The organism is Psychrobacter sp. CX14 (assembly GCF_057396205.2).
In genome coordinates, this window is the sequence record NZ_CM183187.1 from 254421 (window position 1) to 269979 (window position 15559).

11 protein-coding genes and 2 pseudogenes are annotated in these 15559 nt (G+C 40.8%); 6 read left to right on the forward strand and 7 right to left on the reverse strand.

The annotated features are described in order from the left end of the window. Nucleotides 1-92: 92 nt before the first annotated feature. From AC2SLO_RS01115 to AC2SLO_RS01135, 5 genes are all read right to left on the reverse strand, one after another. Nucleotides 93-422 carry a chaperone modulator CbpM gene (locus AC2SLO_RS01115; protein ID WP_486539877.1) on the reverse strand — a complete coding sequence of 110 codons (330 nt, stop codon included), beginning with the start codon at nucleotides 420-422 and terminating at the stop codon, nucleotides 93-95. 59 nt (nucleotides 423-481) lie between these two features. Beyond that, nucleotides 482-1507: a DnaJ C-terminal domain-containing protein gene (locus AC2SLO_RS01120; RefSeq protein ID WP_486539875.1), complete on the reverse strand. Its 1026-nt coding sequence runs from the start codon at nucleotides 1505-1507 to the stop codon at nucleotides 482-484. Between the two features lie 323 nt (nucleotides 1508-1830). Next, nucleotides 1831-3780, reverse strand: a complete 1950-nt coding sequence (locus tag AC2SLO_RS01125) for an Lnb N-terminal periplasmic domain-containing protein (protein ID WP_486539873.1) — start codon at nucleotides 3778-3780, stop codon at nucleotides 1831-1833. 191 nt (nucleotides 3781-3971) lie between these two features. Next, a complete protein-coding gene (locus AC2SLO_RS01130; RefSeq protein ID WP_486539871.1) occupies nucleotides 3972-4463 on the reverse strand; it encodes a DUF3015 family protein in 492 nt (163 codons plus the stop codon). A gap of 212 nt (nucleotides 4464-4675) precedes the next feature. Beyond that, nucleotides 4676-6667 (reverse strand): ABC-F family ATP-binding cassette domain-containing protein, encoded by a 1992-nt coding sequence (locus AC2SLO_RS01135; protein WP_486539869.1) that lies wholly within the window; start codon nucleotides 6665-6667, stop codon nucleotides 4676-4678. Between the two features lie 502 nt (nucleotides 6668-7169). On the opposite strand from AC2SLO_RS01135, the gene erpA reads away from it, so the two are divergent. The 6 genes and pseudogenes from erpA to AC2SLO_RS01165 all read left to right on the forward strand — a co-directional run. Beyond that, nucleotides 7170-7499: an iron-sulfur cluster insertion protein ErpA gene (gene erpA, locus AC2SLO_RS01140; protein ID WP_486539867.1), complete on the forward strand. Its 330-nt coding sequence runs from the start codon at nucleotides 7170-7172 to the stop codon at nucleotides 7497-7499. 412 nt (nucleotides 7500-7911) lie between these two features. Then, nucleotides 7912-9489 carry a glutamate--cysteine ligase gene (gshA, locus tag AC2SLO_RS01145; protein ID WP_486539865.1) on the forward strand — a complete coding sequence of 526 codons (1578 nt, stop codon included), beginning with the start codon at nucleotides 7912-7914 and terminating at the stop codon, nucleotides 9487-9489. 175 nt (nucleotides 9490-9664) lie between these two features. Beyond that, nucleotides 9665-10207 carry a disulfide bond formation protein B gene (locus AC2SLO_RS01150; RefSeq protein WP_486539863.1) on the forward strand — a complete coding sequence of 181 codons (543 nt, stop codon included), beginning with the start codon at nucleotides 9665-9667 and terminating at the stop codon, nucleotides 10205-10207. Nucleotides 10208-10261: 54 nt separating this feature from the next. Next, entirely contained in the window at nucleotides 10262-11740 is a 1479-nt protein-coding gene (gene mpl, locus AC2SLO_RS01155; RefSeq protein ID WP_486539861.1) for a UDP-N-acetylmuramate:L-alanyl-gamma-D-glutamyl-meso-diaminopimelate ligase, read from the forward strand. A gap of 446 nt (nucleotides 11741-12186) precedes the next feature. Next, nucleotides 12187-12441: a GlsB/YeaQ/YmgE family stress response membrane protein gene (locus AC2SLO_RS01160; RefSeq protein WP_486539859.1), complete on the forward strand. Its 255-nt coding sequence runs from the start codon at nucleotides 12187-12189 to the stop codon at nucleotides 12439-12441. 435 nt (nucleotides 12442-12876) lie between these two features. Then, nucleotides 12877-12954: pseudogene (locus AC2SLO_RS01165) on the forward strand (IS1595 family transposase); the annotation flags it as partial. 63 nt (nucleotides 12955-13017) lie between these two features. Here the strand turns inward: AC2SLO_RS01165 and AC2SLO_RS01170 are convergent. Together AC2SLO_RS01170 and AC2SLO_RS01175 are read right to left on the reverse strand one after the other, a co-directional pair. Further along, nucleotides 13018-14595, reverse strand: a complete 1578-nt coding sequence (locus AC2SLO_RS01170; protein ID WP_486539857.1) for a hypothetical protein — start codon at nucleotides 14593-14595, stop codon at nucleotides 13018-13020. Nucleotides 14596-14805: 210 nt separating this feature from the next. Further along, nucleotides 14806-15432 (reverse strand): annotated as a pseudogene (locus AC2SLO_RS01175) (recombinase family protein). Between the last annotated feature and the right edge of the window lie 127 nt (nucleotides 15433-15559).

A 15559-nucleotide genomic window follows, 5' to 3' on the forward strand; every position in this document is an offset into this window, starting at 1 on the left:
CCTAAAAAGTCACATTAAAAAACCTCAGTATCCAAAGATACTGAGGTTTTTATTGGCTGCAAATCAATAACGCTTCGTTTAAACACGAGCGCTTATTTTTGTTGCATATCGACTTCGATAGTATACACACAATGCGTCGCTGCTTCTTGTTGACGCTTATATTGACGCAGCTGCTCTACTTCATCGAGCAGCTCTAAAATCAGCCCGATTGCCGGCACACTGGCATCAAAGTCACGGCTTAAACGTGACGCACGGCGTACTATCGCTAATTGATAGCCCGTAAATTGCTGCGTCTCAGGCACATCATATTCAATTACATTTTCTTCAATTAATGACATCACCCAGGTTGGCTCTTGACCACAGGCGGCGATTAGCTCATCTAAGGTCATGACCAGATCATTAAACTCATTTGAATGTTGCATGATAACTGTCCTCTTATACTTTTATTTTTATGGTGGCATCAGTACATCTATTGACGCTATCAGCGCTGTATATTGGTCTCAGCAAAACTGGCTTTTAATGCCTCGAAGGCCTCTTTTTGGGCGTCACTGGTAATCTCTGGATTCACGATATTCAGTGTCAGGTACAAGTCACCTGCTTGCTTAGCCGGAATACCTCGTCCTTTGATACGCAAATGATTGCCTGATTTGCTGTTCTTAGGAATAGACACACCCAATGTACCGGCCGGCGTGCTGACGTTAATCTTCTCACCCAGCGCTGCCTCCCAAGGGGTAATATTGACAGTTTGGTACACATCGGCCCCTTCTAAACGAATATTGTCGGCATGATCAATGACAACTTTTAAGAACAAATCACCATTTTTACCACCGGTATAACTTGCAGCACCCTGCCCACTTAGGCGAATTTGCTTGCCCTCGGTGATGCCTTTTGGCACTTTGATTTTTAGCGTCTTTTGTTCGTAAGTAACGCTACCATTGGCTTGTCGAGTCGGTACGTTTAATTTAATGCTATAGTCATCGCCTTTATACACAGACTCTAGTGAGACATTAATCTCGGCATGTTGATCCTGACCCGGCGCAGGTCCGGTATCGGCATAAGCACCACCGAAGTGGTCAAATCCATCAAAGCCTGATTGTGTCGATTGACGGCTAGATTGTGCACGGCCGGCACCAAATGCTGAGAAAATATCATCAAAGCGAAAGCTGCCACTACCAAATGGAGCGCCCTCACCGAACTGATCTTTGATGTCTTCCCATCTAAAGCCACCTTGAGCGCTGCCACCACCACCAAAGCCGCCTGCACCACCAAAACCACCGCCTGCACCGGCGAATGGGTTAGACTGCATAGCATCGTATTCAGCCCGTTTCTCAGGATCTCTTAAGGTTTCATAGGCGTTATTAATTTCAGCAATCTTTTCATCAGCATCCTTAACGTCGCTCACGTCAGGGTGATATTTACGCACAAGCTTTCGGTATGCTTTTTTGATATCTTTCTCAGTGGCCTCTTTACTAACCCCTAAAATATCGTAATAACTTTTCTCTGCCATTGTTGTTATCCTTTTAACTGGTTATGTTTTAATTATGATTAATTAATGGTACACAATATATAGTTTTCAAGTGACAACTTGTTCTAGGCAAATACACCTGTACAGCTAGCATCAAATGAATCACTAAGTTATACCTTTTCTAAAAACAACCTATCTTTGTCAATCTCACTGAACCTACTATTTGTAGCGTTTGCACTCGCCTTCCGTGATAGGTTAATTTCTAGATTTGGTATTAAATATACTTCTAATGACTAAGTTATTTACTGACAAACTGGGTACGCCCTCATTTAAAAGAGGTGTTAACCCTTAATACATCCTTTCTTCTACCAGTAATGATGCCAAGCGACACCTGTAGTCACTCCATCTACATCCTCGCTAGGATCATTATCTTTATAGGTCACCAAGACTCTTAAGTCATTATTTTTCGATATCTGTTGTCTCAAGGTTAATTTCGTCGATGAAATAGAAGGCATACCGTCTCTTTTGTCTTTACTAAAAGATAACTCAGCAGCTTGATTTTGTCGCTTTAGCCTCAGACCTATCTCAATACCAGCATCAAAATGGGTGTCTTGATCATGTATTGAGCCATTCAACATAGCGTAGCCAATAAAATTTTCACTAAATAGTGCACCAACGCCTAGACCACCTTGTAAATAAAGGCTGTGAGAATCGCCGTTAAAAGGATCTGTACGTGCCCCTGTCTTCAATTGCCATGATATTTTAGGTTCGTCTGCCAAAGGTTGCTTCAGATCTTCAATTTGGTGCATGTCTAAAAATACAAAATCCGTTAGTTTCCAGCTTTCATCGTTGAAGTCGTATCCAGCCGTCGCTTGTACTGCTTCAAAACGTTTGTTTATATCGGTATAGTTATTGAGTGGATCTTTAACAAATAAAGACAGACCAATGAATGCCATATCGTCTGAAACAGAGATTTTAGTTTGAGTGGTTTTATTGCTAAGTGCTGGAGAGGGTTTATTGGGTACTGTCAAATTAGCGAGCTCATGACTTTCTGGTAACAAAAACCGCTGACTCAATAGTTGCCGTTTAAAGGCTTGGTTTTGAGGCGTGTCTTGCTGTGAAATTTTATACGTCCTATGAAGGATTAAAAAGTCTAAAGCTAATGCCTTATCTGCATCGTTTAAATCATTGAGGGGCAGTAAGTCTTCCGTCGCAATTACCCTGTTAATAATGCTTTGCATTGGCTGTGATAACTGTAGAAACTTGTGCCTAACTTGAGTTTGTTCTGAAGGCAAATAGCGTATAGACCCTATTATTGGATCTATAGATTGATCGTTATACTCTATGAGCTGATCAAAGACAAAATCAGGCGCATACCAAGGCCCAAGACGTTTTGTGGTATCAATATTACTAATTAACTCTAACACTTCACCTGAACGGTAAGCACAGTTTTGTTTGATAAAATAGTAATCAAATCGTGCAGATTTAGCTTCGTAAAGATGATAATTAAGCAACTGGGTTTCAAATTTATCTAGATTGAGCACATACTCCCACATATCACGTTGTTCACTCTTTGAGTAAACAGCATCTTGTTTAAAAAATTCGGCTTCAGAAAAACCTGCATTATAAAACCCAAATAGGCCTTTGAGGGCGTACATTATTCCATTTTCATTCTGGGGTATACGGGCTCCAAAGTTGTAAGCATTATTCAATAAGTCTTCACTAGATAGTAGACCACTGCTGTTTGAGTCATACATCTCAGAATTAGCATTGGTTTTAATCAATACATGACCAAAAGAAGAGGCAGGATTTTTTAAATAGTTACTGACCAAAACTAAGCTGATTTTCTGATTCGGATCTGGTAAATCTCGACAAGCTGTTAAGTCAATATTCACTTTAGTCAATTGGTGACTTAGCCATAGGTAGCGCGCTGGAAATCGACATACTGTTTCTGAATCATGGCGTTTATTCAGTGTCGCAATTAGCTCGTCATAGGGGTTGAATTTGGCAGATGACCCCTGCCCTGAATGCGATAAGTAAAACCCTTCAGAAATAACTTCTGCTTTGCCATTTTTATAAAATAAGAGATGGTGCCATTGAGGATGGTTTGCCAGCTGTTGTAGCTGTTGACTCTTAATGGTAGGGCTTTCGACCCTATCTTCACTAACAACTATATCCTGACTGTTACTTTTACCAACTTGAATTTTGCCGTGAACGACTTGAGATTCTACAGTTGAATCGATATTTGGATTATTCACTTCAGCCATAGCCACATGGGCAATAAGAAGGCTTAATAATAAGAATAATTTTTGCATATTAAATTTAGACACCATCAATTTTGGGCAGACGTACTGTTTGGCACACATGATTTTGCAATAAAAAAGCACGTAAACATCAAATTTACGTGCAAAATGTTTGAACAGTAAAATCTATAGCATAAGTGCTATAAGTATTCATAAAAAAACAACAACCTCAATAATAATTGCGAGGGTTGTTTTAAATAAAATTACATAGCACAGCTGTTTTGAACCATAGTATATAAGGCTTGAGCGTTTTGGTCTTGGTTCGCTGTACGATAAGCTGAGGTTTGAGTATATTCACCGTATTGTGCACGAACGCCAGCAACTGAATCACAGTTAGCAACATCTTGCAGGGCTGATAAATGAGCGCCTTGACCTGAAGCTAGGTCTTTTTCAACACTAGGAAACGCTTCGTTGATTAATACAGCAGCTTTTACATTACCACCCTGACAATTTTCAGGAGACATTGAATCAGATGAGGCAGCTGTCGTACCAAGATCCCAAGTAACGTTTGAGATAATAGCAAGGATAGGGCTAGAGTTACCAAATAATGCCCCACCTAGACCACATTCTTTGTAAATTTGTTCGATAGTACGACCTGTTTCGGCAGTTTTAAATTTTGAACCAAGATCAGCATTTGCTGTACCAAATGGAATCATAGCAGCAGCAATTGAAGCGATAGCGATTTTCTTTAACATTAGAATTCCTTAAATAGATTAGTAGAGAGCCTATATTAATAAGATTAAGTTATCATTTCAAATATTAATTTAAAATTTAGGCATTAAAAAGTGTAACCTGATTTTACATAAGTCCAATACTATAGCAAGAATATGATAATAAGTCCTAATAAATATTTTCAATAGTCAACATATATTTAGTATAGTTCCTGCAATAGATTAAAATTATTTATTTAACTGTCATATCTTTCAAGCTCTGTCATCGCCGTGATTAATGTCTCCTCTGATTCATTTTGCTGCTGCTGTAGTTGCGCCTGTTCGTCAAGCAGCTTTAACAGCTCATCTTTACGGTCATCATCATACAGCGACGTATCGGCCAGCTTTTCTTCTAAATCAGCCAAGCTAACGCTTAATTTATCTAACTGCTTTTCAGCCACTTCAATACGCTTACGAATTGGCGCAGTCAGTTTGCGCTGCTCGGCGGCTAATTTACGGCGCTCTTCTTTAGTCAACTGATTGTCCTCAGCGGCTTTGGCAGCAGCCGCTTTTCTGGCCGCTTCCGCTTTTTTATCAGCGGTCGCCTGTGCGCTTTTGGCATCACGGGTCTCTTTTGCTGCTTCTTTGGCATCTGATTTACGCTGCTCAGATAGCCACTTGCCGTAATCTGACACATCGCCATCAAATTCTTGCAGCTTGCCATCATGTACCAGATATAGTTCATCACACACGTTAGCAATCAGTTCACGATCATGCGATACCAGAACCACGGCGCCGGCAAAACCTTGAAGTGCCATAGTCAATGCTTGGCGCATTTGCAAATCTAAATGGTTGGTTGGCTCATCGAGTACTAAGACGTTCGGTTTTTGCCACACAATAAGCGCTAAGGTCAATCGTGCACGCTCGCCACCTGAGAACAGTTTACTTGGCGTATCAATGCGATCACCGCGGAAATCAAAGCTACCCAAGAATGAACGCAGTTCGGCATCGGAGGTCTTGCCAGCAATACGGCGCATCATAATCATTGGCGTCGCTTCGGCATCCAAGCTGTCCATTTGATGCTGGTTAAAGTAACCAATATGCAATGTGTCCGATACTTTATAGCTGCCGCTCATCGGCTCAAGCTCGCCCACTAACGCTTTAATTAATGTCGATTTACCAGCACCATTCATACCGAGTAAACCGATACGGGTGTCTGGGGTAATTTGCAAACTGGTATTGGTTAATAGCGGCACACCGTTATAACCAATGTCTGCTGACTTTAATGAGATAAGCGGTGAGCTCATGTGGCTCGGCTCATAAAACTGGAACGAGAACGGATTGTCTGCCATTACAGGTGACAAATCCGCCATTCGCTCTAGCTGTTTTAAGCGGCTTTGTGCTTGCTTGGCTTTTGAGGCTTTGGCACGGAAACGACGCACAAAATCTTCTAGATGTGCACGGGTCTCTTGCTGCTTCTCAAAGGCTTGTTGCTGCTGAGCCAAACGCTCACTACGGGTACGCACAAATTGAGTGTAATTACCGGTGTATAAGGTCATTTGCTGATTTTCGACGTGCAAAATATAGCCAATGGTCGCATCTAAAAAGGTTTGGTCATGCGAGATGAGCAGTACAGTGCCATTAAATTTAGCAATCCATTCCTCTAACCATAAAATGGCATCCAAATCCAAATGGTTGGTTGGCTCATCAAGTAATAGTAGGTCAGCTCGACTCATCAAGGTTTTGGCAAGGTTTAAACGCATGCGCCAACCACCTGAGAAGTCATTCACTGGTAAATCATGTTGATTGGCTTTAAAACCAAGACCGGCCATAATTTGCGCTGCGGTGGTCGGGGTACGGTAACCATCAATATCGTCAAAACGCTGATATAACTGGGCAATCTCATCATCGCTCAGCGCATCAGGCGCCATCATTTTTTGGTTAATCTGATACCACTCTTTGTCACCGCTTAGCACATAATCAATCGCAGGCTGGCTGCTGCCTTCTACTTCCTGCGCCATATGCGCCACATCCCAGCCACTGGGGATACTAATATTACCAGCATCAATGGTGAGCTCATCTGAGGTATGCTCGCCCATATAGGTCAAAATCACCCCAAATAGGGTGGATTTTCCAGTTCCGTTGTTGCCAGTTAAGCCTACTTTTTGACCTGGATGGATCTGAAAGGTGGCGTCTGAGAATAGTACTCGGCCATCACGGCGAACACTAACTTTATTAAATTCAATCATGGTTTATCACTTCTGGGTTTGCTAATGGTTATCGGTTTAGAAACGAACATCGGCAATACAGTCTGCTTGGCAAGGCATTGACTATATTGGTGTTTCTCAATTTAATTTTCTCAATAAAGGTATTTAGAAAATGGATATAAATCAGGACAATATTAGGTGTATTGTATAGGGATGTGCGCTCATATATAAGCTTTGTTATTCAATAGCAGGCCTAGTCCGGCTAATATTCGGCTTAAATGTAAGGTATGACAGCGACTTTAAAATAAAACAAACAAAAATAGTTATCTATATTGACGTACAGAATGTTGAAAATCAGGCATTATGCCTCATTATGCTATACTGAATGACCGATAATTTAAATAATCATAAAATCAGTTCTCACGGGTCATGGTCTGACCATTTTACTCTGTTTTAAGCCGATGCGCTTTGTTAACTGCAAAGACATGGTTTAACGAGCCGTTGATTTTATGTTAAGTGAAGTTTAGTACTTTACGAGGATATTATGACAACCATTACCTTAACTGATAGTGCGGCAAGAAAAGTACGCAAATTACGTGAAGAAGAAGGCGATAACAACTTAATGTTACGAGTATACGTCACTGGTGGCGGTTGCTCAGGCTTCTCTTACGGGTTCAACTTTGCTGACGAAGTGGGCGATGAAGATGCCCGCTTTGAAAACGAAGATGTGACCTTATTGGTTGATTCATTGAGTTACCAATACTTAGAAGGCTCGACGGTTGATTATACGGAAGGATTAGAAGGGGCGCGCTTTGTTGTCGTTAACCCTAATGCCACAACCACTTGCGGCTGCGGCTCATCATTCTCTATCTAATTGTCACGGATCTAAGCTACCAGTATTTAACGGGCGTTTAATGGATTGACCTATTGATAACTCGGTAAGTTGATGACATGGCTCTTTGATAATACGATTTTTATTTATACCGCCTAATTTGTACGACGCTAAAGGGATTGCCAAAATAGATATGGCCGCTATTTAATCAGTATATAGCGGCCTTTTGCTTATTTGAGCGCTGCAAACCACCCTTTATTCGAGTGTGAGTAAAATAGAAACCATTTGACTATCATTTGTAAGCGCGCATGATTTTTTAATGGGTTTAGGCTACACTAATTTAACTGCTTAATTAGTAACTATTTTTTGGCAAAAACCCCTTATACATCTACTGAATATAACGACTAATAATAGCGACTGACAGTGATGTGCCTAATTGATTTGAGATTATTGTATGACTGAAGCAATCACCCCCCATAGTGCCCTGATTCCCTCTTGGTTATCTAGTAAACACTTAGCAGGCATGCTGCGTGGTATCGAAAAAGAAGGCCTACGTATGCAGCCAGATGGCTATTTGGCGCAAACGCCGCATCCCAAATCACTAGGCTCAAAGCTGACTCATCCGTATATCACGACCGATTACTCTGAGAGCTTGCTTGAGCTGATTACTTCACCTAAATCGACTGTTGCCGAAACCCTGAATATGCTGCGCGAGCTGCATGTGTTGGTGTATCAAGCGCTGGAAGAGTCTGGCGAACTGATGTGGCCTCTATCTATGCCATGCATGCTATCTTCTGATGATAATGACATTCCATTGGCCGATTATGGCAGCTCAAATGTGGGCCGTCTAAAGACATTATATCGTAGCGGTCTTGGCGTACGTTATGGCCGCCGTATGCAGACCATTGCTGGCTTGCACTATAATTTATCGTTTGGCGATGATTTGTTTACCACATGGCGAGATAATGTGCCAAAAAATGAGCAAACAGAATCACTGACCGAATTTAAAAATGCCAAATACCTTGGGTTAATCCGTAATTTTAAGCGTATGAGTAGCTTGGTTCTTTATCTAACCGGTGCTAGCCCTTCGGTGTGCCCTTGTTTCTTAACTGGGCGTAAACACGATTTAGACTTGATGAATGGCAAAACTTACTACAAGCCAGAAGCCACAAGCCTACGCATGAGTAAGCTTGGCTATACCAATAGCGTGCAAGATCAATTAGATATCCGTTATAACAATCTGCCAGAATATATAGACGGTCTGCGCCGTGCGATTAATACCCCGTTCTCAGGCTTTAGCGATTTAGGGCTTGATGATAAAGACGGTAATCCGATTCAGATTAATGATCATATATTACAGATTGAAAACGAATACTATAGCCCGATTCGTCCTAAGCAGGTTGCCGAATCTGGTGAAGCACCAAGCCATGCGTTAGAAGCGCGCGGTATTGCTTATGTTGAATTTAGAGCCGTGGATTTAGACCCTTATAGTGACATCGGTATTCGTGTGTCTACCGCGTGCTTCCTAGAAGTATTGGCGCTGTATTGCCTCCTTACTGACTCTCCTGACTTATTACCTGAAGAAGATGCGGTATTGGCTGAGAATTTAGAGCGTGTGGTCAATCGTGGTCGTCAGCCTGATTTAACCGTACAAACGTGCGATGGCGAAAAACCCCTTAGCGAGTGGATGCGTGAGCATTTAGAAGCCATGTTGCCTTTTGCGACTTTACTAGACAGCCAATATGGTGGTAATAACTACCGCGTGGCAGTGACCTTAATGCTAGGTAAAGCGGTGTATCCTGATGCGACCTTATCGGCTCAAGTATTGGCAGATACTGCTCAAATGGGCAGTACTTGGCAGCTAGGTCATGCGCTGGCACTACAACATCGTGACTCGATTATGTCAAAAACACTGAGTCCTAAGACCCGTGCGATGTACGAGGTATTGGCTGAAAAATCTTGGATTCAGCAGCACGATTTAGAGCAAAGCGATACAGAAGACTTTTACGACTATGTGCAGCAGTACCGCTAATCTAATAAGACATCATCTGAGCGCCTTATTCATATAAGAGATTAATATGTCAGTCGTTTAGTCTTACTTTAAACCTAATCGGCTGACATAAGACGGGCTTTTATATTGAGTTATTTTAGGTTTAAAATAGCTCAATAAAGCTCTCTTTTTTGACGTTGCCAAGGAGCAACCTGTTATGCAGCGCTTACTGTCTTATCGTTTTTTAAATACTGTACTGGTCTTTTTTGCTGTGGTTGCCATGGCATTTGCCATGTTCTATCTACAGAATGTACGCGGATTTGACCCCTGCCCGCTGTGTATTTTCCAGCGTGTCGGCTTGATTGTGATGGGCATATTCTCATTAATTGCCGCCTTAGGTAACCCAAAAAGTATGGCACTACGCCTGATATTATGGGTAGGCTCGATGGCCGGTATCCTATGGTCAACCGGCGTTGCTGCCCGTCATGTTTGGATACAGCATCTACCGGCTGATCAGGTACCAAGCTGTGGTCCTGGTTTAGAATACTGGATGGATGCGCTACCTATGCAGCAGGTCATCCACCAAGTGTTAGCAGGGTCTGGCGAATGTGCGGTGGTTAGCTGGCGCTTTATGGGTTTAAGTATCCCTGAACAGTCGCTTATCTTATTCAGCGCGCTGGTTATCGTAAACTTGCTTGTACTGTGGCGTATCCTTAAAGACCGTACTCTAAATCGTCCCGTTAATACTCACACTGCTTAATTATTTAAGTGGTCCATCATGTAATTTGTTTATTAGATAGAAATAAGAGGTTTCATGCACGTTCATATTTTAGGTATTTGTGGCACATTTATGGGGTCACTTGCATTATTAGCCCGTGATTTGGGTCACACCGTTACGGGTTCTGACGCCAATATTTATCCGCCGATGTCCACTCAGCTAGAACGTGCAGGGATTACCATTCAAGAAGGTTACGATGCCAGTCATCTACAGCCTGCACCGGATTTGGTCATTGTTGGTAATGCCATGAAACGTGGTATTGAAGCCGTTGAATATATGCTTAATGAAGGCATTGCCTACACTTCAGGTCCGCAGTTTTTGTCCGAGCATGTGCTACAAAAGCGTCATGTGCTGGCCGTTGCTGGTACACACGGCAAAACTACAACTACCACTATGTTGGCTTGGGTATTACAGTACTGCAGTATCGATACTGGCTTTTTAATTGGCGGCGTACCATTGGTTGACAGCGATGATGATCGATTAAACCAAGCCTTTGCGCACAGCAGCTATTTAGGTGCTGATGAAAATACAGAGGGCGAGCGTGGCTATTTTGTGATTGAAGCAGATGAATATGACTCAGCTTTCTTTGATAAACGCTCTAAGTTTGTTCACTATCGCCCGCGCACCGCTATTTTGAATAACCTTGAGTTTGATCACGCTGATATCTTCAAAGATTTAGAAGCAATTCAAACTCAGTTCCATCATATGATTCGTATGATACCAAGCACTGGCCAAATCATCATGCCGGCCAATACGCCAAGCTTAGAGCAGACCATTGATAAAGGCTGCTGGACACCGATTTGGCGCACTGAAATCTCAGATAATCAGAGCACTGACAGTCAGTGGCGAGCACAGTTATTGAGTGAAGATGGCAGTCAATTCCGTATTCACTTTAATGATACCGATAATGGTGAGAGCACTAGTGCAGACGTTAATTGGGGAATGAGTGGCCGTCATAATGTCGAGAATGCCATGGTCGCAGTTGCCGCCGCTTATAATATTGGTATTTCTGTTGCTGATGCCTGCGCCGCTCTATCGCAGTTCTCTGGTATCAAACGCCGTATGGAGCTGATTGCAGACCTAGACTATCGTGCCGCAGAGACAACGAGTAAAGTGCGTGTTTATGATGACTTTGCGCATCACCCAACTGCGATTGCCACCACCTTAGATGGTGCCAAAAAGAAATTGGGTGATTCTAAGATTTGGGCCATTATTGAGCCGCGCAGTAACACCATGAAACTTGGTGTACATAAGGACAATCTAGCCCGTTCAGCACAATTGGCGGATGAGGTCATTTGGTATGAGCCTGCTGGCCTTGAATGGGGCTTAAGCGAGGTTATTGAGCAAGCTGAAGGCGTTAATAATACTCAGTACGTGATGAATGACACTCAAAAAATGATTGACCATATCATCAGCCAATTGGGTCAAGCCGGTAAAGACGACACAATTATCATCATGTCGAACGGCGGATTTGAAGGCGTACATCAGCGTTTGGTTTCTGTCCTACAAAAATAGAAAACAGCTTAGATACTAAGCTAATATTCTAGCCCTATACAGACTAAAAAAGTGCCTGTCTAATCATTAAACAGGCGCTTTTTTAGTGTCTTATCTATTCACAAAATCTCTCTGTTTTGGCTTAAAAACGAGCGACTTGCTCTATCTCTAAATATAAAACTGGTTTGTTAGCAGGAAATTTTTTGTTAGCCTAAAACATAAGTTAATACAAAGAATACAATTAGTTAACCAAATGTTGCTAATTATAACCAGTTCAGCGCGCTTTATCACATAGCTTGTACATGCTTAACATTTATCTCTTAGCACCGGTTAAGGTTATCGCCTAGAATTTAAATTAAAGTATTTATGAGCAGATAAGATAATTAACACATGGATTTTTATACCTATAAATTGGATATATACATTAGAAAAGATACATTACAACCTACTAAAAAGGATGACAGATTATGAATTTTATTTGGATGATAATTGTTGGTTTGGTTGCCGGCTTACTGGCTCGTGCTATTAAACCAGGTAATGACTCGATGGGCTGGATTATGACTATAGTCTTAGGTATCGCTGGTGCCCTTGTTGGTGGCTTCTTAGGTAGCATGATCGGTGTCGGTACCAATGGTGGTTTCATGGGTCTTGCATTCTCAGTTATCGGTGCCATCATCTTGCTATTTATCTATGAGCTAATATCAGGTAAACGTAAGCTATAATTCACCAATTTATTTGACCTACTCAAAATAAGTTTGGCTAGGTACATGAGATATCAAGTACAAGCAGTGTAGCGAATGAAATACATCAAATTGCAAACAAATAAGGTGCTTAGGTACCTTATTTGCATGTTCTAAAAAAATTTTAGAACATCAAAGTTAGAAAGAATAATGAAAAAATCGTAGAGTTTCGCGGACTTACTGGCTAAGTCCGCTTTTTTTGACTTTTATGAAAGCGAGCCAAGACGTACATGTAACGACAACTTGTTTGTGGATGGTAACCCCAATGAGATCAAAGACGGCATTACAGACCATTAATTTAGTATCTGCCGCCTGTATAGGAATAATCAATAAATCCTATTTAATTTTAGGGGCTGTAGTAGATAAGCACTATGCTAGACTACTAAAATAAAGCTAACCCATTGTAAATTAAGTAAAAAAGAATGCGAGTTTAGATTTAATTATGGTTCACCATCTAATCAACTTAAAACTTTGAGAAAATGGTGTGATATTTAATCCTTATCTACTACAGCCCCTATATATATGTTATAGGAACAATACGCCTTTTATGTATAGCTTTTAACTAATATCTTCAGGTTTTAAGTAGGTTATTGAGCATAAGTATTCCTCAGCAGGTATACACTCAACCTCTATACTATCTACATCGTTAATATCATCTATATTTCTTCCTGCATTCCTGCCAATAATTTCAAGCTTTACGTTTTCTAAGGTGTACACCCTTTGAGGTAAAGTCAATAATTTACCAAACAACTCAATTTTTTCTTCATCTGGCTCTATAATCCTAATATTCAATGGCTTAGAGAAAAGTATATGCTCTTTTTGTTCTTTCGCTCCCTTAACCGATAGTGTCATTCTAGCAACGGACTTTTGATTTTCTGCTCCGAATTTATTTGTACCCTTTATTGTCTTGTATATCCTATGAATCTTTGCAATATGTTCAGCATCCAGAGAAGTATTATTTCTATACTCTAAATCTTCATTCAGATAAACACAGATTTCACGAGCGTGACATATGTACGTTAACTGACTATAAACCTGCTGAAAAATCTGTACGCGACTAGGGTCCTCAAACAAACCATTGATTTCATGCTCACCATCAACGTCTAGAGACGCTGTCATGCAATTATTCTTAAAAGCCTCATCAAAGAAAGCAAATAACTTATTAAAATACTTCAAATTATGAATTGACCGTCCGTTCCAACGCTCAAAATCAATAGTTAATTTTGCATTTTCTCTTCTTTTTTCCAAATTAAAAGTATTACTGAAGCTGAACATACCATCGAGTGCTGTTCCAAAGAAGGTAAAAGACTTTGTTCCAATTTTTACATGTCCTCGTATATCTTCCAAATAGGTATGAGCATTGGTTTCTTTATTAACAATACATATTCTATATACTGCCGGTTTTTTTATTGGTGATATAGACATACTGCCACTCTCACGACTAGCAATATATTCAAGCAATTTTGATCCTTTAGCTTCAATAGAGTCAGTGCTAATAGTGAAATCCTGACCGTGCTCAATCAACGCCTTATGTCCAGTTACAAAGCTCTCTATGGCTTCAGGTCCTATTATATCTATAGAGAAGTCAATATCTTCTCGAGGAATTAACTCAAATAAAGATGTGCCATTGATATATTGAGACTTAACACTAAATCTAGAATCGAGATCTTCTAGTACCTTACTGCTTGCCTTATGCGTATTAGCTATCGCGTTAGGTAAAAATCTTCTTGATACACCTACCAATGCAGTAGTAAGACTATCTACAGCATCATCATTGCTAGGCAGCATCTTCCCCAACTCCTTTGATGCTGCTTCTTCGGCTTTCCGTCGCCAATCTTGTAATAATTCTACCGGGTAACTATCGACATCAGAATCAATCTTTTTTGAACAACTGTAACAAAGCCATATACCATTTTCTCTGCTCTTTCTTTCATCTTTACTCATTTCTTCATCATAGCGAGGTCCACCTTTAGAAGCTGCACAAATGTGAGCAGCGACACCAATATTATTGATTCTGTCTTTACCAGCCGGTCCAATTGTAGGAACCCTACATTCGGGATTAGAGCACCTATTTGCGACTCTATCCCTAAGACTTCGTTTTATAAGTTCACTGAAATTATCTCTATTTTTTGCCATATTCTATTTTTTTAGATTTAAAAAAGTGTTTTATTAAAAAGGTTTAATTCACTTATATTTTCAGCATCATTTAAGCATGGCAATACAGTAATAACCATCAAGAGCCAAAACTACCTAAAGAACCAGCGACACCTCAATTAGACACAAAGAACGAAAGCAAATGTGGTTGGCTGTCTTGGTTGAAATAAGTGAGCTTGTGCGTAATCAAGTTTAACTGGGAGAGTCTTTTAACTCTTGTGATACGTCAGCAATCAATTGTCTTGAACATCTTACTGTCTGTTGAATATCTGAGTAACTGTGGTCTGATTTTAGAAGGCTGGCAATAATTTTACGCTTTTCCGTATCCTTTCCTCGTCCTTTGTATTTACCTTGAGCTTTAGCGCTTGCGATACCTTGCATTTGGCGGTTACGGCGATCCTCATAATCCTTTCGAGCAATGGCCGCCAGCATATCAAGTAGCATGTCATTTATGGCACGTAGTACACTACCCATAAACTCAGAGCTATTATCATGTTGTAATGCCATATATGACGTTGGCAGCTCTTTAGACACTACAGAAAGACGTTTGGCTGATAGTTTTCTCTTTAGGGTATCCCAGTCAGTTGGATTTAAACGTGCCAAACGGTCTATCTGCTCGACTAAGATTACATCGCCTTCAAAAGCATCATCAATGAGCTGCATCAGCTATGGACGCTAGAGCATCGCTCCTGATTCGTTTTCAGTATAGAATGCTGCGATTTTATGGCCATGCTCTTTAGCAAATGCAATAAGCTCATCTTTAGCACGATTGGCGTCTTGATCTTTGGTTGAGGCACGAAGATAGGCTCTGATAAACATAAACACCTAAAGCAGACTGTTATAGGTGGTTCTATTATAACAGTCTGCTTTAGGTGGTCTATTAATATTTTATAGAGTGTTTTTAGGTAGTTCCGCTAGGGTTAATATAACAATATAAGTTGTGAGA

Coding starts and splice junctions, on each gene's coding strand:
- AC2SLO_RS01115 (WP_486539877.1), bottom strand. CDS start 422: ATGCAACATTCAAATGAGTTTAATGATCTGGTCATGACCTTAGATGAG.
- AC2SLO_RS01120 (WP_486539875.1), bottom strand. CDS start 1,507: ATGGCAGAGAAAAGTTATTACGATATTTTAGGGGTTAGTAAAGAGGCC.
- AC2SLO_RS01125 (WP_486539873.1), bottom strand. CDS start 3,780: ATGCAAAAATTATTCTTATTATTAAGCCTTCTTATTGCCCATGTGGCT.
- AC2SLO_RS01130 (WP_486539871.1), bottom strand. CDS start 4,463: ATGTTAAAGAAAATCGCTATCGCTTCAATTGCTGCTGCTATGATTCCA.
- AC2SLO_RS01135 (WP_486539869.1), bottom strand. CDS start 6,667: ATGATTGAATTTAATAAAGTTAGTGTTCGCCGTGATGGCCGAGTACTA.
- erpA (WP_486539867.1), top strand. CDS start 7,170: ATGACAACCATTACCTTAACTGATAGTGCGGCAAGAAAAGTACGCAAA.
- gshA (WP_486539865.1), top strand. CDS start 7,912: ATGACTGAAGCAATCACCCCCCATAGTGCCCTGATTCCCTCTTGGTTA.
- AC2SLO_RS01150 (WP_486539863.1), top strand. CDS start 9,665: ATGCAGCGCTTACTGTCTTATCGTTTTTTAAATACTGTACTGGTCTTT.
- mpl (WP_486539861.1), top strand. CDS start 10,262: ATGCACGTTCATATTTTAGGTATTTGTGGCACATTTATGGGGTCACTT.
- AC2SLO_RS01160 (WP_486539859.1), top strand. CDS start 12,187: ATGAATTTTATTTGGATGATAATTGTTGGTTTGGTTGCCGGCTTACTG.
- AC2SLO_RS01170 (WP_486539857.1), bottom strand. CDS start 14,595: ATGGCAAAAAATAGAGATAATTTCAGTGAACTTATAAAACGAAGTCTT.